Here is a 26,650-nt window from a genome sequence, read left to right as displayed (position 1 = left end):
GCGTTCTTTCCTATGACACCGACGAACGGCAGCTCGTGCTGGCGAGTCGGATCCGACAACTGACTAGGAGTAAGCACTATGGCAATCTCAGACAAGAAGGTCGCATTCCTCCTCACCCGCGGAGTCGAGCAGGTCGAACTCACCAGCCCCCGCGAAGCACTCGACAAGGCCGGAGCCACGACGACCATCGTCTCACCTTCGGAAGGCACACTGCAGGCGATGAAGGGCGACTGGGACCATGCCGATGAGTTCACCGTCGACGTCCCCGTCTCACAGGCCAAGGTGGAGGACTTCGACGCCCTCGTGCTTCCCGGCGGCACCCTCAACGCGGACGCCCTGCGACTCGACGAGGACGCGGTGGCACTGGTCAAGGCCTTCTTCGCAGCCGATAAGCCAGTCGCCGCGATCTGCCACGCACCCTGGATCCTCGCCGAGGCGGATGTGGCCAAGGGCCGGCAGCTGACGTCGTTCGTCGCGACGAAGACCGACCTGATCAACGCCGGGGCGAAGTGGGAGGACTCCGAGGTCGTCGTCGACGGCAACCTCATCACCTCCCGCAACCCTGGCGACCTCGACGCCTTCAACGCAGCCATCGCGAACGCACTGGGCTGAGGTTCTAGGACAAGCAGACAACGAAGAAGGCTCCCATCCGATTTCTCGGATGGGAGCCTTCTTCTCTCTGCGGAGGATAGGGGATTCGAACCCCTGAGGGCGTTAACCCAACCCGCGTTCCAGGCGAGCGCCATAGGCCACTAGGCGAATCCTCCGCGAGCCAGCCTATATGAGTCGTGTCGACAATGCGAAATCAAGATGGCCAAGTGTGAACCATCACACTAATCGCAGATAGAATCCCCTCCAGTCCCCGCCGCACCGGGCCTCGCTTCGACCTCGTTTTGTGCCTCGAGGATGCTCTCGACTACACTGATCGATGGCTCCCCGTGCGGCGTCATCTTGTGAACTCCCCCAGGGCCGGAAGGCAGCAAGGGTAAGCGAGCTCTGGCGGGTGCACGGGGAGTCCTTCGTTTCTCAAGGTTACAATTCCACAACTCCCCCTCCCTTATGTCAGTCCAGGTCAGGGCGCATCTCAACGACGATAAATGGGCTTTTCCCTTGGAATTCGGCCACTGCTTTAATACTTTCGTGATTTGGCTTCACTAGCATGGTCTGCAGCTCTCATCCCTTTGCTCGAACGAGGATCCCTGTTTTGTCACCCAAGAAGATTCACGGGGCGGTTGCTGCCCTTTCGGCACTCGCTCTGCTCACGGCCTGCACCCCGGCAGGCTCTGACCCCGATGCGACTCGCGATGGCGCGAAGACGGCCGAAGCCGAGGCCTCTGCCGAGCCGGTGTTCCGGGTCGGGACCGTCTCCGAAGCCGAGGCAGCCCAGGCGACGGAACAGGGTTCCTCGGCGAAGGCTTCGAACTCCACCGCCTCGGCCCCTCCCACCAGCACACAGACTTCTGCTCCCCAGCAGACCGGCGAAGTAGTCGAATCCGGCGCAGAGACAACAGTTGCCCCCAGCGAGCGCATCAGCCTCAGCGTCGAGAACGCGGCGCTGAGCGACATCTCCATCACCGAATCCGATCACCCACGCATCAAGTCCGATCCCGGAGTCTTCTTCGACACCGCCGGGAGCGAACTCGAAGCAGCAGACAGCACCGAAGACGCGAAGGCGGGATCTTCGACTCCAAGCGAATCCGCCTCGGGTGACTCAGACGCAATCACGGCCCCCGATGACGCCGCAGCCTGGATGTCCGCCTACGATCTCGTCGCCGACAGCACATACGAGCTCGCGGCCACAGCCACCTCGGCGGATGGAGAGGAACACGATTTCACCTCCACGGTCACGGTCTCAGCCGGCGACGCCTCGCCGATGGCGGTGCGCACGATCCTCTCCGACGACCAGACCGTGGGCGTCGGAGCTCCGATCATCCTCACCTTCGGCTCCACGGTGGCCAAGAAGTACCGTGACGACGTCGAGCACCGATTGTCGGTCAAGGTCACGGACAAGGACGGAAAGAAGCGCAAGGTTGAAGGCTCCTGGGCCTGGCTGCCCGATGACCCGCAGTCGCGCCTGCACTTCCGCCCCAAGGAATTCTGGCCCGCGCACTCGAAGGTCTCCGTCGACGTGCCGCTGAAGAACGTTCCCACCACCGATGACACCGTCGGCCAGAACGACCTCACACTCGATTTCGACATCGGTCGCAAGCAGGTCGTCAAGGCCGACGCGAAGACTCACCGCATGGTCGTCACGCGCGACGGCAAAGAGGTCATGAACTTCCCGGCCTCATTGGGTGCCGCGAAGTCCCCGTCCTACAACGGAACCCATGTGGTGATGTCCAAGGCATCGGACTACACGATGACCTCCGAGCAGTGGGACTACGAAACCGATGTGCGCTGGGCCGTGCGCATCCACAACAACGGAGAGTTCATCCACGCCGCACCCTGGTCAACCGGGGTGCAGGGGTCGGCGAATGTCTCCCATGGCTGCATCAACCTCTCGACCGCACGGGCCAAGCAGTACTACGACTCGGCGATCTTCGGCGACCCGGTCGAGATCACCGGTTCGAATGCCACCCTGACGACTGCGGCCAGCGATATCTCCGACTGGGTCTACGAGTGGGATGAGTGGAAGAAGATGAGCGCGCTGCCTACTTCTTGACGTTCTTTGCGGCCTTGTCGATCATCGGCACATAGCGCTCCAGCGTCCACGGGACGGTCAGCGGGTTGATGATCGATGAGGCGGTGACGAACGGCTGGTCTTCAGGAGCGACGACCGCACCGGACTTGATCGCGGGAATGTTCGCGTACACGCTCTGTGCCTTGATCTCCTTTTTGCTCTTCTCATCGGAGTAGAACGTGAAGATGAGGTCGGAGTCGTCGAGCTTGTCCGCATTCTCCAGCCCGATGAGCGCCGAATCCGTGCCCGGGGCGTCATAGTTCTTCTTGAGCTCGTCGACGACGGGGTCGGGAGTCAGGCCCAGCGCCGAGACCATCGCCACTCGCTGCTCATTGGGGTAGAAGACGCCGAGGGTGCCCGGGCCGTCGTTGTAGATGTAGGAGAAGGTCAGTCCCTCGTATTCGGGCCGCTTGGCCTCGGAGAGCTGCGTCTTGATGTCATCGACGAGCCCCTCGGATTCCTTCTCCTGCCCCAGAGCCTTGCCGATGGTCGTGATCTGCTCATCCCATTCGATCGTCCACGGCTGCTTGGGGTAGGCGACTGTGGGGGCGATGGCGTCGAGCTGCTTGTACTGATCCGCCGTGACGCCGGACCATGGTGCGAGGATGACATCCGGTTCGAGCTCGGCGATGGCTTCGACATCGAGCTCCGTATCTCCCTGGAACTGCTTCGGCAGCTCCTCGCCCTTCTCTGTCACCGCTTCATGGATCCACGGCATATAGCCGGTGTCATCGCTGCCCCAGGCGTACTCCTCCATGCCGACAGGGGTCTTGCCCAGCGCAATGGCGGTCTCGGTCGACCCCTGCCCGAGGGTCACGACGCGCTTGGGTTCGGCCTCGATGACGGCCTTGCCCAGTGCGTGTTCGATCGTGACGGTCTGGAAGTCGTCGGAGGCAGACTTCGCAGAATCCGCCGAGTCCTGGCTGCAGGCGCTCGCGCTGAAGGCGAGTGTGACGATGGTGCCTATGGCCATGGCCCGGCGAGAGAGATGAGCTGACATTCCTGCCCTTTCGTCTGTGAGGGTCGTGGTCGACCCCTCCACTTTAACAAAGGACAGCCTAACTTAACTTAGCGGCCTGGATGCAACTTGACCATGCCTTGATTGCCATCGACCGCATGTCGAGGCAGCCGGTATTCGTCTGCTCAGAGCAGAAATCCGCGTCAACCTCGTCGATTCCTCCTAGGATCGCATCATGGATGCACTTCACGTCACAGATGCGTACGCCGTGCAGACTCCGGCGCTGCTGTGGCGCGAGATGCTCGGGCGGGTGCTGCGGCTGCGTCGTACCGAGCTGGGGCTGACCCTGGCTCAGGTCTCACGCCGCTCGGGAGTCTCGACCCAATACCTGTCCGAGGTCGAACGCGGCCTCAAGGATCCTTCCTCGGAGGTCATCGAGGCGGTCGCTGTGGTCCTCGGCCTCGCACTCCCCCAGGTGCTCGTCCTCGCCGCCGCCTCGACGCCGACAGCCGCCCCCGCGACGGTGCCCGCAATCGGGCTCACCGGGCGGGCGCAGCTGTCTCTCGTGGCCTAGTCACACCTGCCGGGCACCTCAGCTCGTTCCGGAATCGAGGCGATTGGCTCTGAGCACCTCGAGTCTGCCCCGGTACTCAGCCTCGTCGATGTCACCTTGGGCGAAGCGCTCAGACAGTGTCGCCTCCGCGTTCTTCGTCGACCCGAAACGGCCCTGACCATCTGCCCAGGGCGGTCCCCCGGCCTGGCGCCAGCGGCGCCGGTTGAGCGTGATGATGAGGGTGACGATCAGTCCGATGATGAGCACCCAGAAGATGGGGATGAGGAAGAAGAGCGGCCAGGCCGCGGGTCCGTGTTCCATGTGCATGATGCCTCCTTGTCAGGAATCCACGTCGCTCGTGGACATGACATCAATCCAACGCCTGCAGCCGACTCGGCGAATCCCCCACCGGGAGTCACTTCGGATACTCGCTGAGGATGAGTTCCTACTGCTCGCGCAGCCACCCCGGGGAGACCAGCCCGGACTCATAGGCGAGCACGACGAGGTGGACCCTGTCACGTGCGGCGACCTTGCTCATGATGCGCGAGACATGGGTCTTCGCCGTCAACGGGGAGAGCACCAGCTGCACGGCGATCTCGTCGTTCGACAGCCCCTGCCCGACGAGGGCGAGCACCTCACGCTCACGTTGTGTCAGCACGTCGAGATGTTTCGTCGGCTCCGCCCGCAGCCCCAATGACATCCTCGACAGAAGGTACTTGGTCACCTCGGGTGAGAGCAGCGCCTCCCCCTCGGCGACGACGCGCACCGCTCGGATCAGGTCGACCGGTTCGGTGTCCTTGAGCAGGAATCCGCTGGCGCCGGCCCTGACCGCGCGCACGATGTACTCGTCGAGGCCGAAGGTCGTCACCAGCACCACGCGAACGTGGCCGAGGGCGGGATCGGCGGCGATCGCCTCGGTGGCCCACAGCCCATCGCCGTCGGGCATCCGGATGTCCATGAGCACGACGTCGACCGGCGTCGCGGCCAGCTTCTCCAGCAGCTCTTCCCCGCCGGAGGCCTGCACTCTCACACTGATGCCCGGTTCCGCGTCCAACAGCGAGGCGAAGCCGGCGCGGACCAGCTGGTGGTCATCGGCGATCGCCACTGAGATATCGTTCATGCCTGAGCCTGCCGATCTGTTCGTCTGTGCCCGCTGGTCCAGGGCAGCCGGACGCTGATGTGCGTGCCGTCCCCGCTCGCCGAGGTGATCGCGAAGGTTCCGTGGAGAAGCTTCGTCCGCTCCCGCATCCCGGTGATTCCGGTGCCTAAGCTGTCTTCGCGCCCGAGGCTTGCTGTGTCAGTTCCGTGGCCGTCGTCGCTGATCTCGATGTGCAGGAACTCGCCCTCACGGAAGACCCTGACGTTGGCCTGGGTGGCGGCAGCGTGGCGGACCACATTCGTCAGCGCCTCCTGCACGATCCGGTAGGCGGCCGCATCTGCGGCGCTGCCGGGGTTCTCTCGAGTACCGTCGGCTCGGAGCTCGCGCTGGTCATCGAGGTGGATGGCTGGTCGCCCGGTCATTGCGGCGATGAGTGCCGGCAGGTCGTCGAGGCCCGGCACCGGGGCCAGCGGCTCAGCCGTGCCTTCGCCGGCTGTGTCCTCGTCGGGGTCGGTGCCACCGGGTCCAGCGGCGTCCGAGCGCATCGTGTGGAGCACGGAGCGGACCTCGTTGAGTCCTGTTCGGCTCAGCTCCTTGATGGCGGCGAGAGCACGTCTGGCCTGCTCGGGATCGCGGTCGATGAGGTGCTCGCCCACACCGGCCTGAACGTTGATCTGGGATAGGGAATGGCCCAGCACATCATGGAGGTCTCTGGCGATGCGCAGCCTTTCGGCCGCAATCACCTCCTGGTGCCGGGCCTGCGCCTCCGCGGCCGCGATCCTCCTGCCCTCGTGCCTGCGCCGAGCGAAGGCTCCGATGCTCAGAGTGATGAGCAGACCGATCGTCGCAGAGGCCACGCGCCCCACCGACCATTCGACACCGAGGAAGGGACCGAGCAGCAAGGCACCCAACCAGACACCGGTCGCCGAGGCGATGGCCCAGATCTGGTGACCGCGAACCATGGCCACGACGAGAGCGAAGAGGAACGCCGCATAGAACGGTGTCATCTCAGGTCCGGTGAACCCCTGCGCCCACATTCCGCCCGGCCCCTCCCCTGACCAGGGGCCGTTGCTTGGACCGTGGCCCCACGCGCCGGACAGGCTGGAACTCGCCAGAGCAGCCCAGACGACGATGTCGACCAGCGTCAGCCCGGCGATGATCGCAACTCTCGGGCCCGGCCATCGTGCGCAGAGTAGGAAGATCATCGGGGACAGCAGCGCCACGGCGATGCGCACACCACCGGCCAGGGAATCGACGCCATCGTGGTTGGCCATGAACACGGCGAAGGGCAACTGCAGGAGCAGGGCCAGGACGCTCAGCGCAATCAGGCGCAGTCGAGGTCGACGACGGACGCGACGATCAGCATCGGGGTCGCTCGCCTCGGCGGGGGCACGGCTCATCCTCCGATCGTAGTCACTGACACCGGATTCGGCGTCGTACCACGGGAGTATCCGACCGGACTTCCCACGGAGCACCGCGGCCCCGGAGCACCTCAGAGAATCTGATCGACGAGGCCGAAGTCCCGTGCCGCCTGCGCATTGAGCACGAGATCCCGGTCGAGGTCGGCATGAATCTGGTCCACACTGCGCCCGGTGCCCTTCGCCAGCATCGCCTCAACGTCTCGGCGCTGCCGGGCGATCTCGTCGGCGGCGACGATGAGGTCGGGGATTGCCCCGCGTGCGCCCTCGGCATGGGGTTGGCGCAGCACCGCTCGAGCGTGTTCGAGCATCGAACGCTGACCGGGTTCGCCGGCTGCCAGGAGCACCGCGGCATCCGCGGCCGCCTGCCCCACGCAGATGGTCGCCACGGGTGCGCCGATGTGGTGCATCGCGTCGTAGATGGCGGTCATGGCCGTCAGCGATCCGCCCGGTGAGTTGATGTACAGCTGGATCGGGAGTTCACGGCTGCTCGCTTCGAGGTGGAGCAGCTGCGCGATGATCGTGTTGGCCACCCCGTCGTCGATCGGCACTCCCAGGTAGATGATCCGGTTGCCCAGCAGGTGGGAATACACGTCGACGATCTTCTCCCCGCCACCCGAGCGGTCTACGACATTCGGAATCGTGTACTGGCTCATGGCGCACCGATCCCGCCGCGCAGATCGGTCGGCGAGTCCACGATGCGGTCGATGAGCCCGTAGTCCAGTGCCTGTTCGACCGTGAACCACCGATCGCGCAGGGAGTCCTCGAAGACGCGCTCATAGGTCTTTCCCGTCGCCTCGGCGATGCGATGCAGGACCGTGTCCCGCACGGTGCGCAGGTCCCCGGACTGCAGTTCGATGTCAGCGGCTGCTCCCCCGATGCCCGATGATCCCTGGTGAAGGAGGATCCGGGCGTGGGGCAGGGCGAGCCGTTTGCCGGGGGTGCCCCTCATGAGCACGAACTGCCCCGCCGAGGCGGCCCACCCGAACGCCACCGTGACCACATCGTTGGGCAGAGTCTCGATCACATCGGCGATCGCGTGCATCATCGGCACCGATCCGCCCGGTGAGTTGATCCACAGGTGGATGTCGCTGTGGGGGTCTTCAGCGGAGAGGAGGATGAGTCGGGAAATGATCTCCATGCCGTTCTCATCGCGCAGCTCCCCATTGAAGACCACCGAACGGTAGGCGTAGAGCATTCTCTGGGATTCGGGGATGGGGGTCGTCGTCGGGGACTCGTCACCGTCAGCGAACCTCGGCGGTGGTGGGGTGGGTCGGTTGTGGGCATTCTGGGGTGCTATTCGTGTGTTCATGCCTCCACACTGGAGCCGGCTGTGCCGAGTCGGAAGTCTTTTCCGCCTTGAGCGGGAGGGTGCCGCCGTGAGCGGACGGCATGCCTGTGCGCCCGATCTCGTGGTGGTGCCGTGATAAAATCGGGCGAGATACCCCGACTGTGTCAAGGGAAGGCCGAGACGGAATGCTGCTGAATCTGTGGATGACAGTTCAGTTCATCGTGGTGCTGCTCAGCGCCGATGCCGATACGGTCATTCCTCAGTCGTCGATGCATCTGATCGTCCTCGTGCTGCTCGGTGCGGCACTGCTGTCGCCGGTAGCACCCTGGTTGGCAAGGGCTCTCTTCAGGTTCCTTCCTCTGTCTCCTCGTGGTCTTTGGGGACGGGGAGAGCGAACCGAGGTTCGCGAATTCCGCATGCCCGAGGAACCCGGGACTCCGGGCACCGCTCAAGCCAGAGCCCCCTCTTTCGTCGTCCGCTCCTTCGCCTGACCGACGACGTGATCTCCGTGCTCTTCCGGCACGGTCACCGACGCCACTCCTGCCTGTTTCCCTAACGGATCCTGCCTGTGGTGTCGCCCTGCGTCGTTCGGTCGCTGAACGCCCATGACGACATCACCACAGCTGCTCATCGCTGCATGGCCGAAGTGCCTGCATCGGCAGCGCCCAGGAGGGCCATCACCATGAACATCTACGAATTTCCACCCATCGAACTCCTCGTCAACGCCGCCTATTGGGTCGTCACCTTGCTGACAACTCTGCTCGAACCATTGGCTGGCACCGCAAGCGCTGCGCTCGCGATCGTGGTGCTCACGATCATCGTCCGCGCCGTACTCATCCCCGTCGGACTCTCACAAGTCAGAGCCGGCATCACTCGCAAACGCCTCGCACCGAAGATCACCGAGCTGCAGACCCGGTACAAGAAGAATCCCGAGCTCATGCAGCAGAAGATGATGGAGCTCTACAAGGAGGAGAAGGCCTCCCCGATGGCCGGCTGCCTGCCCGTGCTGGCACAGATGCCGGTGCTCATGGCCGTCTACGGAATCTTCATCCAGTCCACGATCGGCGGGCACGCCAATGACCTTCTCAACCATTCCCTGCTGGGCATCCCCCTCAACGCCGGCTTCGTGGGCCTCCTGACCGGCGGGAACCTGAGCGTGGCCTCGGCCGCGGTCTTCGGCGTCATCGTGATCATCATCGCCGTCGTCGCTGCCCTCTCGCGGCACCTGCTCACCCCCGACATGCCGCAGACCCCACCCGTGCAGGCGTCTGGCAGCCAGAACTCCAACACCGAGGGACCCGCAATGCCCGATCTCTCCGGCGTGACCAGGGTACTGAGCTTCATGCCCTTCATGACCGCGGTCATCGCACTGTTCGTGCCACTGGCTGCCACGCTCTACCTGATGACGACGACGGCCTGGACCTTGGCAGAGCGCCTCGTGCTCAACCGTGTCCTCAAGGTCCACGAGCAGGACGAGGCAATTCCTGCCGCATGAATGCAGCAGGGCCGGACCGGAAGACATCGCTTCCGATCCGGCCCTGTGCCGTGCAGGTGATCACCCTGGGCTAGCGGCTCTGCCTCAGACTGCCACGGGAACCTCGGGTGATTCCGCGATCACTCGCAGCGTTCCGTCGTCAACCGTAGCGCTGACCCTTCCGCCTTCGGACACTGCCTCGTTGACGAGGAGGTCGGCAATGCGGTCATCGAGCTCACGCTGGATTACGCGGCGCAGCGGACGGGCACCGAACTCGGGTTCGTACCCGGTATCGGAGAGCCACTCCACAGCATCCTCGGACACGGTCAGACCGATGCCCTGGTGCGCCAGACGCTCGACCGAACGTTCCAGCTGAAGACGGACGATGACGCGCAGCTGCTCACGATCGAGACGCGAGAACATCACGGTCTCGTCGATCCGGTTGAGGAACTCGGGACGCATGAACTCCTTGAGCTTGCCCATCACCTTTGCACTCAGGTCCTTCTCGGTGACCTTCGCATCGGTGGAGCTGAAGCCCAGCGGGGTGCTGCCGGACATGAACTCGGAGCCCAGATTGCTCGTCATGATGATGACGGTGTTCCGGAAGTCCACGGTTCGACCCTGACCATCGGTGAGACGACCGTCGTCGAGGACCTGGAGCAGCAGGTTGAAGGCATCCGGGTGGGCCTTCTCGACCTCGTCGAGGAGGATCACCGAGTACGGCTTGCGCCGAACCTGCTCGGTCAGCTGACCCGCTTCGTCGTACCCGACGTAGCCGGGAGGCGAACCCACCAGGCGTGAGACGGTGTGGCGTTCCCCGAACTCGCTCATATCGAATCGGATCATCGCCGACTCGTCATCGAACAGGGTCGCGGCCAGTGATTTCGCCAGCTCGGTTTTGCCCACGCCGGTGGGTCCGAGGAAGAGGAAACTGCCGATGGGACGGTTCGGATCTCCCATTCCCATCTGCGACCGGCGCACGGCCTTCGACACTGCATTCACCGCGTTGTCCTGACCGATGACGCGACCGTGGAGGATCTCTTCGAGTTTAGCCAGCTTGGCCTTCTGCCCCTGGGTCATGCTCGCCGCCGGGATTCCGGTGGCACGGGAGACGACCTGTGCGATCTGGTCAGCATCGACGATGCTCGGCTTGGCGTCGGCCTCAGTCTGGCCCGCGCCGTCGTCCGGGTTCTCCGCTGCATGCAGCTTCTCCCCGAGACTCATGACCTCGTCGCGAAGTTCCCCGGCACGCTCATAGTTCTCTTCGCTGATCGCGGTGTTCTTCTCGGTCTCGAGTCGTTCGATCTCCGTGCGCAGAGCCTGGGCATCGACCTGAGGCCCACGCCGCAGTGAGAGACGAGCACCTGCCTGGTCGATGAGGTCGATCGCTTTGTCCGGCAGGAACCTGTCGTTGATGTAGCGATCGGAGAGCTCGACCGATGCGCGGATCGCCTCGGGCGTATAGGTCACGTTGTGGTGCTCGGCGTAGCGGTCCTTGAGTCCGTCGAGGATTGCCACGGCATCGTCGATGTTCGGCTCCCCCACGCGCACCGGCTGGAACCGACGTTCGAGGGCCGAGTCCTTCTCGATCGTGCGGTATTCCTTGAGCGTGGTCGCTCCCAGCAGGTGCAGATCACCGCGGGCCAGCCTGGGCTTGAGGATGTTGCCGGCGTCCATCGAGTTGGATTCGCCGTTGCCGCCGGCACCGACGAGAGTGTGGAGCTCATCGACGAAGACGATCATCTCGCCGTCTTCGGCGATTTCGTCGAGGGTCCCGGTCAGGCGTTCCTCGAAGTCACCGCGGTAGCGTGTGCCTGCCAACATTCCCGGCAGGTCGAGTGCGACAACTCTCTTTCCCGACAGCTGTGCTGGGATCTCGCCGCTGTGGATGGCCTGAGCCAGTCCCTCGGCGATCGCGGTCTTGCCGACGCCGGCCTCGCCGAGTAGCACCGGGTTGTTCTTGGTGCGGCGAGCCAGGATCTCGATCGTCTCCTGGATCTCGTCGGCACGTCCGATCACCGGGTCGAGTTCACCGTCGGCCGCCAGTGCCGTGAGGTCCGTGCCGAAACGCTCGAGCATGGTCTCCTCCGGCTGGCCCGCTCCGGGACCGCCCTGCGGGTCGCCTGTCTCGGCGGCTTCGGCTCCAGCCTGCAGCCGCTCCTGTGTCACGCCCGCCTGGGCGAGGATGCGGCCGGCTGGCATCTCGTGGTTGAGCACGAAAGCGAAGAACAGGTGTTCCGGGTCGACGTAGGTCGAACCGAACGCCCGCGCCACCTGGTAGGCGTCGAGGAGCGCGCGCTGACCGGAACCGGTCAGAGTCAGTGCCCCTTCGGGCTTTGTGTTCGAGGACGCGGGCAGACGGTCTTCGACGGCGCGAGCGACCTGCTCCGGGTCAGCTCCGGCCTGGCGGATCGCCGAGACTCCGGGCTCGGTCTCTGCCATGGTGCGCAGAATGTGCAGGGCATCGACCTCCGCCTGACCGTGCTCGCGAGCGTAGTCAGCGGCGTTGTCGATGACCTCGTGGCTGCGCTTGCTCAGCAGCTTGTTGATGTCGACGCTGCGTCCCTGGCGCGCGCCCTGCTGTCCCTGCAGAAAACGGGCAAGGAACTCGTCGAATGAATCTCCGCCAGAACCGGCGGATCCGAAGAACGTAGCCAATCTGATCTCCTGTCGAAAGTTGAGCCTATACGACTCAATCAACGACGAAGGAGGTGGTCTTATTCCCGAGTGCCGTCCGGATTTCCCGACTAGCCCTTCGAAGGCCAGCCGTTGGGTTCACAACCCTGCAGGCCCTTGGTCTGCTGCTGCATGAGCGGGGCTGTCTCACCCGGACCCGGGCACGATTCGTGGCCGTGGCCCAGCGCGTGACCGACCTCGTGGTTGATGAGGTACTGGCGGTATTGGGTGATGTCGTCGAACTCATCGGTGGCAGACACCCAGCGCTTGGCGTTGAGGATGACGTTGTTGCCGTTGCGGCACGAGAGCTTGCCCAGGGTGCGCAGCGGCAGGCACATCGAGTCCACGGTGTCGGGACTGGCGATGGAGATCATCGCATCCTCACCCTCGTCGACCATTTCGATCGCGACGTTGTCCAAGTCCTGCCAGCCGCGCTTGTCTTGGAGCGTCGTGATGATGAAGGCGCCCGCTTCGTCGACGTCGATCGGCAGATTGTCCTCGACTCGCAGTGCGACCTTGAACGTTGTGCCCTCGTCCCGGTTCGGCCCGGTCTCCTTCTTCGGACGGTCCCACTCGCCGCTGCCCTGCATATCGATGTCATCTTCACTGACACCGGCAGCACCGGCCGATTCCACGTCCGGATCAGCAGACTTGCTGGATGTCGGGGACTTCGTCGGCGACGCCGACTCACTCGGCTGCGCAGAGGCGGAACCCTCACCGGACGCGACCGTCTCGTTCGAGGACGGTACCGGCCTGGTCTCCTGGTCCGAGTCGGGCGCGCAGGCGCTGAGCCCGATGAGCAGGGATGCAGCAACCACCGCCGAGGCTGACCTCAGCCGATGCGAGGGACCCAGCGACGACCGAAATGAGTGCAGTGGACCTTGTGAAATGCGAGGAGTTTGCGACACTCTGTCGAGTCTAGCGTTTCACAACCGCCTTCCTGAGACCTTTTGCTCAGAACTCGAGGACACCGCCGGGACCACGCAGGCGTGCGTGCAGCCGATGCTCCGTGCCTTTGACGACCTGGGAATCACCGGCACCGAGCACATCGAGAACGCGGCGGCTCGCCTCGGCGTCCGGGGATTCGATGGAGAACTCGAGGAGTTCGACCGACGGCAGGGCAGCCTCGGCGGGGTGGGTCGACTCGGCCCAGTCGATGAGGAAGGGCTGCGTGCCCTTGCTCGGCAGCGGAGATCGCGAGGTCAGACGCCATTCGAGCAGCTCGCCCTCAGCCGTCTCCCGGGACATGTCGCGGACTTCGCCGAAATCGATTCCTTCGGTGTTCGCTCCGGCGACCTTCGCAAGGAAGGCGTGCGGGTGGATGGCCCAGGTCTGGAGGGTCAGGCCCTGCGCCAGATGGGCGTCCAACGGCAGAGTGCCATCGGCTGGCAGCTCCTGCTGCGGATCGGGACCCAGGATCTCAAGGTAGGTGTGAGCACCTGCTGGCCAGCCGGCAGGGGTGAGACCGACGAGGTAGTTCGCGGTTCCTCGGCCCGGGTGTCGTCCCCCGGCCACCGCTGTGACTCCGGTGAGCCGTTCGAATTCGGCGACCCCGGCTTCGAGCTCGGGCACCGTGATGATGAGGTGGTCAAGATTGGCGGGAATCGTACTCAGATCGTCCATGATCCACCGGGACCTTTCAGTGTGGCGTGCAGGGTTTCTGTGACTCCTGCCTCAACCTCGATGGTAGTCCCCAAGGATCGCAGAACTCTGGATGTTGTGTCCACATCCGGACTCGTCGCCCAGAATCGTTCGAGACGAACAGAGGACATTGCCTGACGTGCAGGATGCGGAGAATCCTGCCAATCGATGAGGAAGGGCTGGATTCCGCCCAATGCCAGGGGCGTCCGCCTCGTCAGTCTCCACTCGAGAAGTGTGCCGGCAGGGGTGCGGCGGGTCATGTCATGAACCTCGCCGAGGTCGACGTGCGGTTCGCGCGATCGCGCAGCCGAGGTGACGAGACCGTCGAAGTCGTCCGGGCGGATGGCCCACCGCTGCACCGTCGGCTCGGTGATATCGGCCAGGCGCGCTGCCGCCAGCTCGGGATCCTGTTCGGGGTCGGGGCCGAGGATCTCCAGATAGATGTCGTGGTGCAGATTGCCAGGCTCGTCGCAGAGCTCAAGGCCCAGCAGCGCATTGGCCGTCCCCAGCCCCGGATGAGCTCCACCGGGAATAGGCTTCACACCGAGGATGTTGAGACATTGCTCAACACTTTCGGTGAGATTCGGTACGGCAATGACGAGATGATCGAAATTCGGAGGCAGCAACATGACTCAATGTTAAGCGATCGAATTGACGCTCTGCATGCCGATGCGCTTAACTCAAAGCATGCAGACACAACCAGGGGCCCGAATGCTGTGGCGTCGGATTCACATCGATCTCAAGAGGCTTACCAGCTCCAATTGTTGAGCTATATCAGCGACTGATTGAGCAACTGACCCACCCCCGATTTCGGTTTCATCTGCACAAAAGGAACACATTCCATGACGGACCTCCGTCCCTCCACCTCGGCGAGCCCTGGCCGCTCCTATGGTCGACGCAATTTCCTCAGCCTTGGGCTGGGATTGGGCACCCTCATCACGCTCAGCGCCTGCACGCCGAGTGATGATGCCCCGCTGCCCGAGGGCGGCGATCCGGTCCAGGGCGGGGTGCTCACGTACTTCGAGCCTCAGACGTGGACGCTGCTCTACCCACCCTCGGTCGGGTTCTATCCCAACGGCGGCATCATGAACAACATCTCCGCCCGCCTGCTGTGGCAGGATCCGAAGACCCTCGAGCTCTACCCCTGGCTGGCCACCGAACTGCCCGAGATCAGCGGCGATGCCACCGAATTCACCTTCACGATCCGTGACGGCGTCACCTACTCTGATGGGTCGCCGCTGACGGCGACGAACGTGGCCGCGAACTTCGATCTCTTCGGACGAGGCGATGAGGCTCGCACCCTTCCGGTCTCCGAGCAGATCTCGAACTACGAGCGCAGCGAGGTCCTCGGCGAGAACCGAGTCCGCTTCCACTTCAGCGCCCCCTCCCCCGGCTTCGCGCAGGCGACGTCGACGATGAATGCAGGCCTCCTCGCCGATTCGACACTGGCTCTGGATGCCGAAGGCTTCGGCCCCGGCGGTGCCACCAGCATCCACACCTGCGGTCCTTTCCACATCACCGAGGAGACGATCGGGACGAAGCTCTCCGTCCGGGTCAGGGAGGACTACGACTGGGCCCCACCGCATCTGAAACACCAAGGCCGGGCTCACCTCGACGGCATCGATTACCTGGCCAACAACGAGTATTCGGTGCGCATCGGCGCTGTGCTCTCCGGGCAGGCCGATGGCGTCCGCGATGTCCAGGCGCCCGACGAATCTCGCGTGAGTGAGCAGGGGCTGCGCCTCTATGCGAAGGCCACGAACGGCATCAACAACAGCATCAACCTCCGCTTCCGGCACGAACTGCTCGCCGACCTCACGGTCAGGCAGGCCATCATCGCCGCCGTTGACCGGCAGGAGATCGTCGACAAGCTCTTCACCCCCAACTACCCGCTGGCCACGGGACTGCTGGCCAAGGGCGCCATGGGCTACAAGGACCAGTCCGGGTCCTGGGTCCACGATCCGAAAGAGGCGAACCGACTCCTCGACGAGGCGGGCTGGTCCGGGCGCAACGCCGCCGGGTTCCGCACCAAGGACGGCCAAATCCTGGCGCTGAGCGTCAACATCGCCCTGCCGCAGCCACGCTCGAACGAGGTGCAGACCCTCATCCAGCAGCAGCTGCGTCACGTCGGCGTGCGTCTGTCCATCAATCCCGGTGACCAGTCCAAGCAGACCCTCGATGCCCTCGAACTCGACACGGTCCAGATCTACCATTCGATGGTCGCCCGCGCGGACTTCGACAATCTGCGCTCCAACTACTCCTCGGTCAACCGCGATGTCTTCCTCAACGGCAAGAACCGCGACGATGCGAAGGACGGAAGCATCGACCCCGACATCGACCGCCTGCTCGACGAACTCGCCTCGGAACCCGAGACGAAGAACCGACAGAAGGCCGCCGAGAAGGTCCAGGACTACCTCGTCGAGAACGCCTATGTGCTGCCGTTCTTCGAAGAGCCGCAGGTCTTCGCCTTCCGGCGCCGCGTCAACGGCTTCGCGACCGAACCGGTGGGCCGACCCGACTTCTACAGCACATGGCTGGCAGGGCAGAAATGATCCTCGACATCCGCTACCTCTACCTGCGCCTGGGCCAGGCACTGCTCGTGCTGCTGCTCGCGTTCACTGCGGCCTTCATCCTGCTCAGCCTCATCCCCGGCGACGGTGTCACCGCCAGATTCGCCGACCCTGCGCTGGGTCTCTCTCCCGACCAGATCGCGCAGATACGCACTGAGACCGGGGCCGATGAGTCTTGGATCAGCCGTTACTTCCTCAGCCTCGGCGGGTTCCTCACCGGCAAGTTCGGCTTCTCCGTCCAGACCGGTGCTGCAGTGTCGACGATCATCGCTGCGGCCCTGCCCTCGACCGCGGTGCTCGCCCTGTCCGGGTTCGTCTCCGCCCTGGTTCTGGCCGTTGTCATCGCGGTGCTGGCAACCTACGGGCCTTATCGCTGGCTGCGGAGGCTGCTCGACTCGGTGCCCAGCCTCTTCATCTCCATTCCCGTCTTCTGGTTGGGGATCCTGCTCATCCAGATCTTCTCCTTCCAGCTCGGGTTCGTCTCCGTGGTCTCACCCGGCCCCGCCGAGGCGCTCGTCCTCCCGACCCTGACCGTGGCGGTACCGCTCTCGGCACCCATCGCCCAGGTCCTCATCCGTTCCATCACCGACGTCAAGGCCTCCGGATTCGTCAAGGTCACCTCGGCGAAGGGTGCCGGCGAACTGTGGATCCTCGTCCACACCGTTGCCCGCAACGCCGTCCTGCCGGGCCTGACGATCATCGGCCTCGTCTTCGGTGAGCTCGTCGCCGGTGCCGTGGTCACGGAAACCGTGTTCGGGCGCAACGGAATCGGCCAGATCACCGCCCAAGCCGTGACCCACCGCGACAACCCGATCCTCCTGGCCGTCGTCGTCATCGCGACCTTGGCCTACGTGACGATCAACCTCATCGTCGACCTCCTCTACCCGGTCATCGATGTCCGGCTGCGCACAGCGCCCGGGGCCGCCTCGGCGGGGAAGAAGCCTGCCGATGAACCCACTCGCCGGGCGCTGTCGACGACCGCGGCCAGCGTCGGGGTCGACCTCGACTGGAACGACAAGGACACTCACTCATGAGCCTCATCAGCAGTCTTGCCCCCACCTCGGGAACCGGCAAGCCGGGCTCGGCGGCGAAGCGACGCAGCCGCACCCGCGCGAACATCGGCCCCGCCACCATCGTCTCGGCCCTGGTCCTGCTCATCGCCATCATGTGGGCGCTCTTCCCCGGACTCTTCACTCAGCATGACCCCAACGACGGCGGCACCACTTCGGCGCTGCTTGGCCCCAGCCTCGACCACTGGTTCGGCACCGACCAGACCGGCCGTGATGCCTACGCCCGCGTGGTCTACGGCGCGTCCCAGTCATTGCTGGCAGCGCTCGTAGCTGTCGGTGTCGGGCTCATCGTGGGCACGGCCATCGGACTCATCGCCGGCACCCGCCGCGGCTGGGTCGACGATGTGCTCATGCGCTTGGTCGACGTGCTGCTCTCAATCCCGGCGATCCTGCTCAGCCTCTCGATCGTCGTCGTCTTGGGGTTCGGCACCATCAACGCGGCCATCGCCGTCGGTGTCACGGCCATCGCCCAGTTCGCACGACTGTCGAGGTCTGAGGCGGTGCGCATCAACACCAGTGACTTCGTGGCCGCGGCCTACGGTTCGGGCGGCACCTTCTTCTCCGTCCTCGTTCGCCATATTCTGCCCAACTCGATCTCGCCAGTGCTGTCCCTGGCCGTCCTCCAGATCGGGTCCGCGATCCTCCAGATCTCGACGCTGGGCTTTCTGGGCTACGGGACTCCCCCGCCGACACCGGAGTGGGGCCTCATCATCGCCGAGGGCCGCAACTTCGTCGCCACCGCATGGTGGTTGACCGTCCTGCCCGGCTTCGTCGTCATGGCCATCGTCCTGGCCACCCACCAGATCGGCAACACCCTGCGAAAGATGACATCATGACAGAGTCCGCGCCCCTGCTGTCCGTGCAGGATCTCAGTGTCGCCTACTCCCAGTCCTCGGCCCCAGCCGTCGACGGCGTGACCTTCGCCGTGCGTGCCGGGTCGATGACCGCGGTCGTCGGCGAGTCCGGGTCCGGCAAGTCCACGACCGCGAATGCCGCCATCGGCCTCCTCCCGGAGTCCGCGCAGATCACGGCCGGGCACATCCACCTCGGCGAGGTCGATCTCGGTGCCTTGGGAACCAGCGCCTGGCGCGGGATCCGCGGCAGTCAGATCGGCTACGTCCCCCAGGACCCCGGTAGTTCACTCAACCCGCTGCAGACCATCGGCAGATCCGTCGCTGAGGCGCTGCGGATCCATAAGCGCGCCGATCGGAAGTCGGCCCGTGCCCAGGTCATCGAGCTGCTGGCCAGGGTCGGCATCGATCGGCCGCAGATGCGCGCCGATCAGTTCCCGCATGAGCTCTCCGGAGGAATGCGCCAGCGAGTGCTCATCGCCTCCGCGATCGCACTGCGCCCACGTCTGCTCATCGCCGACGAGCCGACCTCGGCCCTCGACGTGACCGTGCAGAAGCAGGTCCTCGACCTCCTCGATGAGCTGCGCGCAGAGACCGAGATGGGCGTCCTCTTCATCACCCACGACCTCGCCGTCGCCGGTGAGCGCGCTGATGAGGTCGTCGTCATGCAGTCCGGACGCGTCGTCGAGGCCGGGCCTGCGGCTCAGATCTTCTCCCGTCCAGCCACCGACTACACCTCGCGGCTCCTTGCCGACGCCCCGGCGCTGAAGACGACGCCCCACCACCGGACCATATCCACCGCCGCACTCGCCGAGGCGCAGGCCCCGTTCGTCTCGGTCGAGGGCCTGACCCAGGTCTATGCCCGCAACGATGATCAGGTCATCGGCATCGAAGACGTCACACTGCACGTCGAACGCGGCACCACCCACGGCATCGTGGGAGAATCCGGTTCAGGGAAGACGACGACGGGCAAGGCCCTGGCCGGGTTCCTCACCCCACAGTCGGGTCGCATCCGCGTCGGCGATTTCGACACCGAAGTCTCTGCACGCGGTCGTGCCGAGCGTGGCCGCCTGCGCGACTTCCGCCGCACGGTCCAGCTCGTGCACCAGAACCCGTACTCGGCGCTGGATCCGAAGCACACCATCGGCCAGATACTGACCGAACCGCTGCGCAACTTCCGCATCGGTTCACGGACTTCGCGACCGACTCTCGCCACCGACGCCCTGGAGAGGGTAGCTCTGCCGGAAGAGTTCGGCGAGCGCCGACCGGCCGAGCTCTCCGGCGGTCAGCTGCAGCGGGTGGCGATCGCACGGGCCCTCATCGCCGGCCCCGAGCTCGTCGTCTTCGATGAGGCCGTCTCGGCCCTCGACGTCACCGTTCAGGCTCAGATCCTTGACCTCCTCGACGATCTCCAATCTGACCTGGGACTGACCTATGTCTTCATCTCCCACGATCTCGCCGTCGTTCGACAGATCGCTGATACCGTGTCGGTGATGTCGCAGGGACGTCTGGTGGAGAACGGACCGACGGAGGACCTCTTCGCTCGCCCGCAGACTCAGTACACGCGCACTCTCCTCGATGCGATCCCCCGGCCCGTGATGCTCCACGGCGACGGGAACAGCGCCGCTTCGATCCCGACATTGCTCACCGCAGCAGAAAGTTGAGACTGACACGATGACGAACAGTTCCACCGGACCCCGGCTCGGATTCTTCACCCGCCTGCTCGAGGACGCCCCGGCAGCTCAGCGCTACCGGTTCGCACTCGAACAGATCCAGGCGGCCGAGGCCCACGGCTTCGACTCCGCGTGGGTAGCCCAGCATCACTTCTCGGCGACCGAGGGCGGCCTTCCCTCCCCGCTCGTGTTCCTCGCCCATGCGGCAGCCCAGACCTCGCGGATCCGCTTGGGCACGGCGATCATCACCCTGCCCATGGAGAACGGTGTGCGCGTGGCCGAGGACGCTGCGGTCACCGACGTGCTCTCCGGGGGACGCCTGGAGATCGGCCTCGGCTCAGGCGGAAACCCGAAGTCCTTTCCCGCCTTCGACACCAGCTTCGAGCAACGCCGTGAGGTCTTCGCCGACAACCTCGCATCGCTGAAGACTCTGCTGGCCGGTCAGTCTCTGGAGACCGGCCATGCGCTCTATCCGGAACCGACCCGGCTCTCCGGGCGACTCTGGCAGGCCACCTTCTCCTCCGGCGGGTCCGGAGCTGCCGGTGCCGCCAGCGATGGCCTCATGCTCTCGCGCACCCAGCCCCGCCCCCAGGACAAGCCCGAAGCACCCCTCGACGAGGTGCAGCTGCCGGTCATCGACACCTACCTGTCGAACCTTCCGGCCGGCGTTGATCCGCGTATCCTGGCCTCGCGCACCGCCGTCGTCGCCGATGCCGCAGCGTTGCCCGAACTCCGCGCCCTGACCGAACCGGCGCTGCGGGCCGAGGCCGATCGCCTCGTCGGCTATGACACCTCGGGGCTGAGCCTCGACGAGCTGCTCATCGCCACCGACACCTACCTCGGCACCCCCGAACAGGTCATCGAACGCCTGGCGACAGACCGTGTGCTGAACCGGGCCACCGACGTCAGCTTCCAGGTACACTCGGTGCCGGCGACGAATGAGACGACGCTGCGGTCCATCGAACTCCTCGCCACCGAGGTGGCACCGGCCCTAGGACTGACGCTGACGACGGAACAGGCGGCCTGACATGACCGACATCATCAACACCCTCGCCGGAATCGCTGCACAGGACCCCCTCGACAAGCTGCGTGATCACCGTGCACAGGCTAAGGACAACGCCCAGCTCAGCTTCGAAGCGCTGCTCGAACCAGATGAGACCGGTGGGTTCTCCCACCGTGACCGCTATGCCGTCGCCGCCTTCACCGCCGGTCTCCTGGGGGCACCCGCTGCCGAGGAGTTCTACCGTGACCTCCTCCGGGACGAAGACGAAGTCGCCTCCTGGGAGATCGCCGAACTCCTCGATGAGGTGCTGCTCGAACTCGACTCCCGCTCGATTGTGCGCGGGCCCTACGGAACCTACGAATCACCTGCCCTGGCCGCGGAGAACGTCCCGGGGCCCTGGCTGAGCGTGGAGAAGAAGTCGAGCCAGGTGCTGGGCGCACAGCTGGCCGCCGGTCTCGATTTCACCCAGCTCCTGGTTCTGCATCCCCGCGACTCACGTCCCGAACACATGGCGCTGCTCCTCGACGCGGGCTGGGACGAAGACTCGATCGTCACGCTCGCGCAGCTCGTGTCATTCCTCAACTTCCAAATCCGCATCAGCACCGGACTGACTGCCCTGGTCCACGCTCCAGCCGCCGCGCAGCCCCCGGTCGCCGACGATCCACCGGAAGCGGTCGACGATGACGGCGGGACCACCTCGGCGAGGGAATCTGCTGCCTCATCCAAAGGCAGCGAGGCTCTGGCCCGAATCGGCGAGCGCGTCAGCACCTACCCCGGACTCAGTCGTCCGAAGCTGTTCCAGCAGTCCGGGCTGAGCTGGGTGCCCTGGATCTCCCCTGTCGCCGAGGCGGACCTGTCCGATGTCCAGCGCGAGGCACTCATCGAAGCGGGGCGGGCGAAGAACCCCTACTTCCGGCTTCTGGCCAGGGATCCGGCGGCCCTGCGCGCACGGACGCTGACCGACCTCGACATCTTCTTCAACATCACCGACGGGCTCGGCCGGGCCGAGCGTGAGCTGGCCGCGACCGTGGCCTCTCGTCTCAACGGGTGCCTGTTCTGCGCCTCTATCCACTCGGATCGGGCCACGGAGGAGTCGGGTCGCCGAGATCTGGTGCAGTCGCTGCTCGACACGGGCATCGAAACGCCGTCGAACCTCGGCGACGCTGTCTGGGACGCTGTCGTCGACGCCTCCGCGGCTCTCACACTGACCCCGCAGGCATTCGGTCCTGAACATGTCAACGCACTGCGCGCGGCCGGCCTCGACGATGGCGACATCATCGACGTGCTGGGCTGCGCGGCCTTCTTCAACTGGGCCAACCGCCTCATGCTCTCCCTCGGCGAACCTGAGGTGCTGGCACCCGGAAAGTGACGTGGGTCAGGGTTGGCGGGCGGCCCTGACCACGACGTCGTCGATGGTGTTGGGATGACCTCCGGGACCGATGACGGAGCGATGTGCTTCCTCGGCCGTGATGACCTCCCAGATCGCAGAGTCGAGACGATCTGTGATCGTGGCAGCAGTCGCCGAGGCTGCGGCCGGCGGATGCGTGTCACTGTCGTGTCTGTGGTGGTGGAGGTGGCCGACGATGATCAGCATTCCGCCCGGGGCCACCCAGGACGCGATGCGCTCGTAGAAGTCCAGCTGCCCCATTGCCGGGTGCGCATAGTGGGTGGTGACCAGGTCATACCGCGTGTCTGGCTCCCACGTTGAGAGATCAGCCTGCACCCAACGCACGCGGTCGCTGACTCCAGCGGCCGCAGCGCGGTCCTTCGCGTAGCCAAGTGCCGCGTCCGCGACATCGACACCGGTGACTTCCCAGCCTTGAGTTGCCAGCCAGATCGCTTCTGCCCCGGCGCCGCAGCCCGCGTCGAGTGCGGTCCCGGCGGCGATGCTCCCGACCTCGTTGATCAGGTGCGGGTTCGGATCGCCTGAGCTCATCGCGGGGGCCCGCTCACCGCTCCAGGTCTCGTCCCAGTAGTGCTTGTCGAATGAGTGTGTCATCAGCTCGCCTTATCTGCTTGCTTGTTGCCCAGCTCGGCCACTGCCTGGTCGAGGTCTTTGAAGATGAGATCGGTGTTGATGTGCTGAGCGGCGAGCGCACCGGCTGCTGCGGCTCCGCTGACCTGAGCTCCGATGTCTGTGGCATTGCCGGCAACCCAGACACCAGGGACAGCGGTCTGTCCGAAGAGCTCAGTTTCGATGAATGCTCCCGCTGGATGAGCGGTGGGCTCAAGCCCGATGCCTGCGAAAAGTTCAGACCGCGCGACCATCGGTGTGGCAACGACCGCTGCATCGACGGCAACGACCTGGCCGTCGCCCAGACGCACACCCGTGAGCGTGTCGTCGGTGATCTCGAGACTCTCGATACCGCCGTCGACCACGGGAATGTCGAGTGCCTGCAGCTTGACACGTTCGTCCTCGGTGAGCTGGTGGTCGCCGACGAAGAGCGTCACCTGAGTACTCCACTGACGGAACAGGAATGCTTTGTGGACAGCCATCGGGGTGGTGACGAGAACACCGATGCGGCTGTCCCGAACTTCCCACCCATGGCAGTACGGGCAATGGAGCACGCCGTGACCCCACTGCTCGCGCACGCCCGGGATCTCAGGCAGCTCGTCGACCAGACCTGTCGCAACGAGCAGACGCCTGCCTGCAATCACGCTCCCGCTGCGCAGGGTGATCGTGAAGCCGTCCTCAGCGCCGCTGACCTCGACGACTTCATCGTCGATGAGCTCCCCGCCGTAGCCACGCACTTCTTCACGTCCTCGCTCCAGCAGCTCCTGAGGGCTGATGCCCTCGTGCCCCAGCAGTCCATGCACTCCGTCCGCGGGTGCGTTGCGTGGTTGACCCGCATCGATGACGGTCACGGTCCGGCGAGCGCGGGCCAATGTCAGGCCCGCACTGAGTCCGGCCGCTCCGGCGCCCACGATCACGACTTCTCGCAGTGCGCTCGCCTTCTCTGCCATGTCCATATTTCCTGCCATGTTCGTGTCCTCCCAAAGAATCAGGAACTGCCTTCACTGCGTTCCAATACTTCGATGGTGACGGCAACCCGGCGGTATTGCAAATGGTTTTGCCGAATGGCAAACTGAGGGGTATGGATGAACTCATGGACCGCACTCTCGACGCCGTTGGACCACGGCTGAAGCAACTGCGGCAACGCCGCGACATCACGCTCACCGACCTCTCCGCAGAGACCGGCATCTCGATCAGCACGCTCTCGCGCCTCGAAGCCGGTCACCGCCGTCCCAGTCTCGAACAGCTCCTGCCCTTGGCGCGGGCTTTCGGGGCCACTCTCGACGAACTCGTCGATGCGCCCCCGACCGGGGACCCGCGCATCAATCTGCGGCCACTGCCCACTCGCGACGACCGGACGATTCTGCCGCTGACACGTCGCGCAGGAGGCATTCAGGCCTATAAATTCGTGCTTCCCGTCGGGAACGACGACGCCGAACCCGAGCTGCGCAGCCATGAGGGCTACGACTGGGTCTTCGTCCTCAACGGCAACCTTCGCCTCGTCCTCGGCGAGCACGATCTCATCATGGAACCCGGCGAGGCCGCCGAGTTCGACACCCGCACCCCGCACTGGTTCGGCGCCACCAGTGCGGGACCCGTCGAGTTCCTCAGCCTCGTCGGCAAGCAGGGTGAGAGAGCCCACATCCGTGCGGCACCGAAGCGCCACCTCGGCGAGAATTAGCGGTATCTCAGCCGATGTCCATGAGCGTAGAGCGGATGATGAAGCGGTTGCCTGTCGGTGACTCGACGCTGAAGCCGCTGCCTCGTCCGGGAACCACATCGATCGTGAGGTGAGTGTGCTTCCAGTACTCGAACTGCTCGACGGACATCCAGAAGTCGAGACCTGACTTCTCGCTGTCATCGACGGGCAGCTCGAAGTGGCCGAGGAGGACGTCAGCCTCCGAGGTGAGGAAGTCGCCTTCGGGGAAGCACATCGGCGAGGACCCGTCGCAGCAGCCACCCGACTGATGGAACATCAGTTGGCCGTGCTTGGCGACCAGTTCGCCGAGGAGGTCGACGGCGGCATGTGTCATGGCCACCCTCGACTTCTCCTCCCCGTCGATGGTCGGCGCCGATTCCAGCGCCGCGGTCTGTGTAGATTCACTCATCAGAAAAATCCTTGCGCGTTCTCCGAGTAGCTGACCAGCAGGTTCTTCGTCTGCTGGTAGTGGTCGAGCATCATCAGGTGGTTCTCTCGGCCGATTCCCGATGATTTGTATCCGCCGAACGCGGCGTGTGCCGGGTAGGCGTGATAGTTATTCACCCAGACACGCCCGGCCTGGATGTCACGTCCGGCACGGTAGGCGATGTTTCCAGTCCGAGCCCAGACGCCGGCACCAAGTCCGTAGAGCGTGTCGTTGGCGGTTTTGATCGCGTCATCGTAGTCGCTGAACGAGGTCAGGGCGACGACGGGGCCGAAGATCTCCTCCTGGAAGATCCGCATATTGTTCGAACCTTTGAAGATGGTCGGCTGGACGTAGAAGCCGCCCGCGAGGTCGCCTTCGAGTTCGGCCTTGTCACCACCGATGAGCACCTCGGCGCCTTCATCCTTGCCGATCTGGAGGTAGGACATGATCTTCTCGTACTGATCGTTTGAGGCCTGTGCGCCGACCTGGGTGTCGGTGTCGAGCGGGTTGCCCTGCTTGACCGCTCGCACGCGTTCGACGCCCGCGGCCACGAAGTCATCGAAGATCGATTCCTGGACGAGAGCGCGCGATGGGCAGGTGCAGACCTCGCCCTGGTTGAGTGCGAACATCGCGAAGCCCTCGAGCGCCTTGTCACGGTAGCTGTCGTCTGCGGCGAGCACGTCTTCGAAGAAGATGTTCGGTGATTTTCCGCCGAGTTCCAGCGTCACCGGGATGATGTTCTGCGAGGCGTACTGCATGATGAGGCGGCCGGTGGTCGTCTCGCCGGTGAATGCGATCTTCTTGATCCGCTTGTTCGACGCCAGGGGCTTGCCGGCCTCGACGCCGAAGCCGTTGACGATGTTGAGGACACCGGCTGGCAGCAGATCACCGACGAGCTCGGCGAGGATGAGGATCGATGCCGGGGTCTGCTCTGCGGGTTTGAGGACGACGCAGTTGCCTGCCGCCAGTGCGGGTGCCAGCTTCCATGTGGCCATGAGGATGGGGAAGTTCCACGGAATGATCTGCCCGACAACGCCGAGTGGCTCGTGGAAGTGATAGGCGACCGTATCGTCGTCGATCTGGGAGAGCCCGCCCTCTTGGGCCCGGATCGCCGAGGCGAAATAGCGGAAGTGGTCGATGGCCAGTGGAATGTCGGCGGCCAACGGTTCGCGGATGCCTTTGCCGTTGTCCCAGGTCTCTGCGACTGCGAGCATCTCGAGGTTGGCTTCCATGCGATCAGCGATCTTGAGCAGGATGTTCGAGCGCTCGGTCACCGAGGTCTTTCCCCAGGCCGGTGCTGCTGCCCAGGCTGCATCGAGGGCGGTTTCGATGTCGTCGGAGGTGGAGCTGGGAATCTCTGTGAAGGCCTGACCTGTGACGGGAGTGATGTTGTCGAAGTAGTTGCCGTTCTTCGGCGGCACCCACTCTCCTCCGATGTAGTTCTCGTAGCGTGACTTGAACGTGACGAGGGAACCTTCGGTACCGGGTGCTGAGTAGACTGCCATGACACTCCTTCGTGTGAGTCCATCCGCTCGCCTCGCACGCACTGTTTC

The 26,650-nt window shown here is 64.6% G+C and carries 27 protein-coding genes, 1 tRNA gene and 1 other RNA gene; 14 read left to right on the top strand and 15 right to left on the bottom strand.

Annotated features, from left to right (window positions below):
- Positions 1-78 precede the first annotated feature (78 nt).
- Positions 79-612 carry a type 1 glutamine amidotransferase domain-containing protein gene (locus tag LQ788_RS05070; protein WP_231445687.1) on the top strand — a complete coding sequence of 178 codons (534 nt, stop codon included), beginning with the start codon at positions 79-81 and terminating at the stop codon, positions 610-612.
- A 70-nt stretch (positions 613-682) separates the two neighbouring features.
- On the opposite strand, the gene LQ788_RS05065 is transcribed toward LQ788_RS05070, so the two are convergent.
- A tRNA-Ser gene (locus LQ788_RS05065) sits at positions 683-767 on the bottom strand.
- A gap of 160 nt (positions 768-927) precedes the next feature.
- Between LQ788_RS05065 and ffs the strand changes: the two genes are divergently transcribed.
- Positions 928-1,023, top strand: an RNA gene (gene ffs, locus LQ788_RS05060) — signal recognition particle sRNA small type.
- Between the two features lie 181 nt (positions 1,024-1,204).
- Entirely contained in the window at positions 1,205-2,662 is a 1,458-nt protein-coding gene (locus LQ788_RS05055; protein WP_231445686.1) for a L,D-transpeptidase, read from the top strand.
- Here the strand turns inward: LQ788_RS05055 and LQ788_RS05050 are convergent.
- The gene (locus LQ788_RS05050; RefSeq protein WP_231445684.1) at positions 2,652-3,680 is read right to left on the bottom strand and encodes an iron-siderophore ABC transporter substrate-binding protein; all 1,029 of its coding nucleotides are present in this window, start codon (positions 3,678-3,680) and stop codon (positions 2,652-2,654) included. The genes LQ788_RS05055 and LQ788_RS05050 overlap by 11 nt on opposite strands.
- A gap of 193 nt (positions 3,681-3,873) precedes the next feature.
- On the opposite strand from LQ788_RS05050, the gene LQ788_RS05045 reads away from it, so the two are divergent.
- A complete protein-coding gene (locus LQ788_RS05045) occupies positions 3,874-4,212 on the top strand; it encodes a helix-turn-helix domain-containing protein (RefSeq protein WP_231445682.1) in 339 nt (112 codons plus the stop codon).
- An 18-nt stretch (positions 4,213-4,230) separates the two neighbouring features.
- Here the strand turns inward: LQ788_RS05045 and LQ788_RS05040 are convergent, their stop codons facing one another.
- The 5 genes from LQ788_RS05040 to LQ788_RS05020 form a co-directional block, all read right to left on the bottom strand.
- Positions 4,231-4,518, bottom strand: a complete 288-nt coding sequence (locus tag LQ788_RS05040) for an SHOCT domain-containing protein (protein WP_231445679.1) — start codon at positions 4,516-4,518, stop codon at positions 4,231-4,233.
- A 118-nt stretch (positions 4,519-4,636) separates the two neighbouring features.
- Entirely contained in the window at positions 4,637-5,311 is a 675-nt protein-coding gene (locus LQ788_RS05035) for a response regulator transcription factor (protein WP_231445677.1), read from the bottom strand.
- Positions 5,308-6,690 carry a sensor histidine kinase gene (locus tag LQ788_RS05030; RefSeq protein WP_231445676.1) on the bottom strand — a complete coding sequence of 461 codons (1,383 nt, stop codon included), beginning with the start codon at positions 6,688-6,690 and terminating at the stop codon, positions 5,308-5,310. Before LQ788_RS05030 ends, LQ788_RS05035 begins: the two co-directional genes overlap by 4 nt.
- A gap of 92 nt (positions 6,691-6,782) precedes the next feature.
- Positions 6,783-7,364 (bottom strand): ClpP family protease, encoded by a 582-nt coding sequence (locus tag LQ788_RS05025; protein WP_069599611.1) that lies wholly within the window; start codon positions 7,362-7,364, stop codon positions 6,783-6,785.
- On the bottom strand, positions 7,361-8,020 hold the full coding sequence (locus LQ788_RS05020; protein ID WP_231445675.1) for a ClpP family protease: 660 nt from the start codon (positions 8,018-8,020) through the stop codon (positions 7,361-7,363). Before LQ788_RS05020 ends, LQ788_RS05025 begins: the two co-directional genes overlap by 4 nt.
- 182 nt (positions 8,021-8,202) lie before the next feature.
- On the opposite strand from LQ788_RS05020, the gene LQ788_RS05015 reads away from it, so the two are divergent.
- Together LQ788_RS05015 and LQ788_RS05010 are read left to right on the top strand one after the other, a co-directional pair.
- On the top strand, positions 8,203-8,490 hold the full coding sequence (locus tag LQ788_RS05015) for a hypothetical protein (RefSeq protein WP_231445674.1): 288 nt from the start codon (positions 8,203-8,205) through the stop codon (positions 8,488-8,490).
- A 191-nt stretch (positions 8,491-8,681) separates the two neighbouring features.
- On the top strand, positions 8,682-9,494 hold the full coding sequence (locus LQ788_RS05010; protein ID WP_231445673.1) for a YidC/Oxa1 family membrane protein insertase: 813 nt from the start codon (positions 8,682-8,684) through the stop codon (positions 9,492-9,494).
- A gap of 84 nt (positions 9,495-9,578) precedes the next feature.
- On the opposite strand, the gene LQ788_RS05005 is transcribed toward LQ788_RS05010, so the two are convergent.
- From LQ788_RS05005 to LQ788_RS04990, 4 genes are all read right to left on the bottom strand, one after another.
- Entirely contained in the window at positions 9,579-12,131 is a 2,553-nt protein-coding gene (locus LQ788_RS05005; protein WP_231445672.1) for an ATP-dependent Clp protease ATP-binding subunit, read from the bottom strand.
- A gap of 89 nt (positions 12,132-12,220) precedes the next feature.
- A complete protein-coding gene (locus tag LQ788_RS05000; RefSeq protein ID WP_231445671.1) occupies positions 12,221-12,967 on the bottom strand; it encodes a DUF3152 domain-containing protein in 747 nt (248 codons plus the stop codon).
- Positions 12,968-13,103: 136 nt separating this feature from the next.
- The gene (locus LQ788_RS04995; protein WP_231445667.1) at positions 13,104-13,772 is read right to left on the bottom strand and encodes a VOC family protein; all 669 of its coding nucleotides are present in this window, start codon (positions 13,770-13,772) and stop codon (positions 13,104-13,106) included.
- A complete protein-coding gene (locus LQ788_RS04990) occupies positions 13,760-14,419 on the bottom strand; it encodes a VOC family protein (protein ID WP_231445665.1) in 660 nt (219 codons plus the stop codon). Before LQ788_RS04990 ends, LQ788_RS04995 begins: the two co-directional genes overlap by 13 nt.
- Positions 14,420-14,453: 34 nt before the next feature.
- Here LQ788_RS04990 and LQ788_RS19915 point away from each other — a divergent pair, with 34 nt between their 5' ends.
- The 7 genes from LQ788_RS19915 (at position 14,454) to LQ788_RS04960 (ending at position 22,326) form a co-directional block, all read left to right on the top strand.
- Positions 14,454-14,558 carry a putative leader peptide gene (locus tag LQ788_RS19915; RefSeq protein ID WP_394801327.1) on the top strand — a complete coding sequence of 35 codons (105 nt, stop codon included), beginning with the start codon at positions 14,454-14,456 and terminating at the stop codon, positions 14,556-14,558.
- Positions 14,559-14,632: 74 nt separating this feature from the next.
- Positions 14,633-16,342, top strand: a complete 1,710-nt coding sequence (locus tag LQ788_RS04985) for a TIGR04028 family ABC transporter substrate-binding protein (RefSeq protein ID WP_231445664.1) — start codon at positions 14,633-14,635, stop codon at positions 16,340-16,342.
- Positions 16,321-17,394 (top strand): ABC transporter permease, encoded by a 1,074-nt coding sequence (locus tag LQ788_RS04980; protein ID WP_231445663.1) that lies wholly within the window; start codon positions 16,321-16,323, stop codon positions 17,392-17,394. The genes LQ788_RS04985 and LQ788_RS04980 overlap by 22 nt, the downstream gene beginning before the upstream one ends.
- Positions 17,391-18,266 (top strand): ABC transporter permease, encoded by an 876-nt coding sequence (locus LQ788_RS04975; RefSeq protein WP_231445662.1) that lies wholly within the window; start codon positions 17,391-17,393, stop codon positions 18,264-18,266. The genes LQ788_RS04980 and LQ788_RS04975 overlap by 4 nt, the downstream gene beginning before the upstream one ends.
- The gene (locus tag LQ788_RS04970) at positions 18,263-19,945 is read left to right on the top strand and encodes a dipeptide ABC transporter ATP-binding protein (RefSeq protein WP_231445661.1); all 1,683 of its coding nucleotides are present in this window, start codon (positions 18,263-18,265) and stop codon (positions 19,943-19,945) included. The genes LQ788_RS04975 and LQ788_RS04970 overlap by 4 nt, the downstream gene beginning before the upstream one ends.
- Positions 19,946-19,955: 10 nt before the next feature.
- The gene (locus LQ788_RS04965) at positions 19,956-20,981 is read left to right on the top strand and encodes a putative FMN-dependent luciferase-like monooxygenase (protein WP_231445659.1); all 1,026 of its coding nucleotides are present in this window, start codon (positions 19,956-19,958) and stop codon (positions 20,979-20,981) included.
- A 1-nt stretch (position 20,982) separates the two neighbouring features.
- Complete coding sequence (locus LQ788_RS04960; RefSeq protein WP_231445656.1) at positions 20,983-22,326, top strand: alkylhydroperoxidase domain protein; 1,344 nt, start codon at positions 20,983-20,985, stop codon at positions 22,324-22,326.
- A gap of 6 nt (positions 22,327-22,332) precedes the next feature.
- Here LQ788_RS04960 and LQ788_RS04955 read toward each other — a convergent pair whose 3' ends face one another.
- Together LQ788_RS04955 and LQ788_RS04950 are read right to left on the bottom strand one after the other, a co-directional pair.
- Positions 22,333-22,956 (bottom strand): class I SAM-dependent methyltransferase, encoded by a 624-nt coding sequence (locus tag LQ788_RS04955; RefSeq protein ID WP_231445654.1) that lies wholly within the window; start codon positions 22,954-22,956, stop codon positions 22,333-22,335.
- Positions 22,956-23,939: an NAD(P)/FAD-dependent oxidoreductase gene (locus LQ788_RS04950; RefSeq protein WP_231445652.1), complete on the bottom strand. Its 984-nt coding sequence runs from the start codon at positions 23,937-23,939 to the stop codon at positions 22,956-22,958. The genes LQ788_RS04955 and LQ788_RS04950 overlap by 1 nt, the downstream gene beginning before the upstream one ends.
- Before the next feature lie 113 nt (positions 23,940-24,052).
- Here LQ788_RS04950 and LQ788_RS04945 point away from each other — a divergent pair, with 113 nt between their 5' ends.
- The gene (locus LQ788_RS04945) at positions 24,053-24,652 is read left to right on the top strand and encodes a helix-turn-helix domain-containing protein (protein ID WP_231445650.1); all 600 of its coding nucleotides are present in this window, start codon (positions 24,053-24,055) and stop codon (positions 24,650-24,652) included.
- A 7-nt stretch (positions 24,653-24,659) separates the two neighbouring features.
- Here the strand turns inward: LQ788_RS04945 and LQ788_RS04940 are convergent, their stop codons facing one another.
- Positions 24,660-25,079, bottom strand: coding sequence for a DUF779 domain-containing protein (locus LQ788_RS04940; protein WP_231445649.1), 420 nt, complete (start codon positions 25,077-25,079; stop codon positions 24,660-24,662).
- A complete protein-coding gene (gene exaC / locus LQ788_RS04935) occupies positions 25,079-26,602 on the bottom strand; it encodes an acetaldehyde dehydrogenase ExaC (RefSeq protein WP_231445648.1) in 1,524 nt (507 codons plus the stop codon). Before exaC ends, LQ788_RS04940 begins: the two co-directional genes overlap by 1 nt.
- Positions 26,603-26,650 lie beyond the last annotated feature (48 nt).

This window comes from Brevibacterium zhoupengii (assembly GCF_021117425.1).
GTDB lineage: Bacteria > Actinomycetota > Actinomycetes > Actinomycetales > Brevibacteriaceae > Brevibacterium > Brevibacterium zhoupengii.
Note: the sequence above shows the minus strand (reverse complement) of the source record. Positions and strands in the feature narration are given on the sequence as shown.

Coding starts and splice junctions, on each gene's coding strand:
- LQ788_RS05070 (WP_231445687.1), top strand. CDS start 79: ATGGCAATCTCAGACAAGAAGGTCGCATTCCTCCTCACCCGCGGAGTC.
- LQ788_RS05050 (WP_231445684.1), bottom strand. CDS start 3,680: ATGTCAGCTCATCTCTCTCGCCGGGCCATGGCCATAGGCACCATCGTC.
- LQ788_RS05045 (WP_231445682.1), top strand. CDS start 3,874: ATGGATGCACTTCACGTCACAGATGCGTACGCCGTGCAGACTCCGGCG.
- LQ788_RS05040 (WP_231445679.1), bottom strand. CDS start 4,518: ATGCACATGGAACACGGACCCGCGGCCTGGCCGCTCTTCTTCCTCATC.
- LQ788_RS05035 (WP_231445677.1), bottom strand. CDS start 5,311: ATGAACGATATCTCAGTGGCGATCGCCGATGACCACCAGCTGGTCCGC.
- LQ788_RS05030 (WP_231445676.1), bottom strand. CDS start 6,690: ATGAGCCGTGCCCCCGCCGAGGCGAGCGACCCCGATGCTGATCGTCGC.
- LQ788_RS05025 (WP_069599611.1), bottom strand. CDS start 7,364: ATGAGCCAGTACACGATTCCGAATGTCGTAGACCGCTCGGGTGGCGGG.
- LQ788_RS05020 (WP_231445675.1), bottom strand. CDS start 8,020: ATGAACACACGAATAGCACCCCAGAATGCCCACAACCGACCCACCCCA.
- LQ788_RS05015 (WP_231445674.1), top strand. CDS start 8,203: ATGACAGTTCAGTTCATCGTGGTGCTGCTCAGCGCCGATGCCGATACG.
- LQ788_RS05010 (WP_231445673.1), top strand. CDS start 8,682: ATGAACATCTACGAATTTCCACCCATCGAACTCCTCGTCAACGCCGCC.
- LQ788_RS04995 (WP_231445667.1), bottom strand. CDS start 13,772: ATGGACGATCTGAGTACGATTCCCGCCAATCTTGACCACCTCATCATC.
- LQ788_RS04990 (WP_231445665.1), bottom strand. CDS start 14,419: ATGTTGCTGCCTCCGAATTTCGATCATCTCGTCATTGCCGTACCGAAT.
- LQ788_RS19915 (WP_394801327.1), top strand. CDS start 14,454: ATGCCGATGCGCTTAACTCAAAGCATGCAGACACAACCAGGGGCCCGA.
- LQ788_RS04985 (WP_231445664.1), top strand. CDS start 14,633: ATGACGGACCTCCGTCCCTCCACCTCGGCGAGCCCTGGCCGCTCCTAT.
- LQ788_RS04980 (WP_231445663.1), top strand. CDS start 16,321: ATGGCTGGCAGGGCAGAAATGATCCTCGACATCCGCTACCTCTACCTG.
- LQ788_RS04975 (WP_231445662.1), top strand. CDS start 17,391: ATGAGCCTCATCAGCAGTCTTGCCCCCACCTCGGGAACCGGCAAGCCG.
- LQ788_RS04970 (WP_231445661.1), top strand. CDS start 18,263: ATGACAGAGTCCGCGCCCCTGCTGTCCGTGCAGGATCTCAGTGTCGCC.
- LQ788_RS04965 (WP_231445659.1), top strand. CDS start 19,956: ATGACGAACAGTTCCACCGGACCCCGGCTCGGATTCTTCACCCGCCTG.
- LQ788_RS04960 (WP_231445656.1), top strand. CDS start 20,983: ATGACCGACATCATCAACACCCTCGCCGGAATCGCTGCACAGGACCCC.
- LQ788_RS04955 (WP_231445654.1), bottom strand. CDS start 22,956: ATGACACACTCATTCGACAAGCACTACTGGGACGAGACCTGGAGCGGT.
- LQ788_RS04950 (WP_231445652.1), bottom strand. CDS start 23,939: ATGGCAGGAAATATGGACATGGCAGAGAAGGCGAGCGCACTGCGAGAA.
- LQ788_RS04945 (WP_231445650.1), top strand. CDS start 24,053: ATGGATGAACTCATGGACCGCACTCTCGACGCCGTTGGACCACGGCTG.
- LQ788_RS04940 (WP_231445649.1), bottom strand. CDS start 25,079: ATGAGTGAATCTACACAGACCGCGGCGCTGGAATCGGCGCCGACCATC.
- exaC (WP_231445648.1), bottom strand. CDS start 26,602: ATGGCAGTCTACTCAGCACCCGGTACCGAAGGTTCCCTCGTCACGTTC.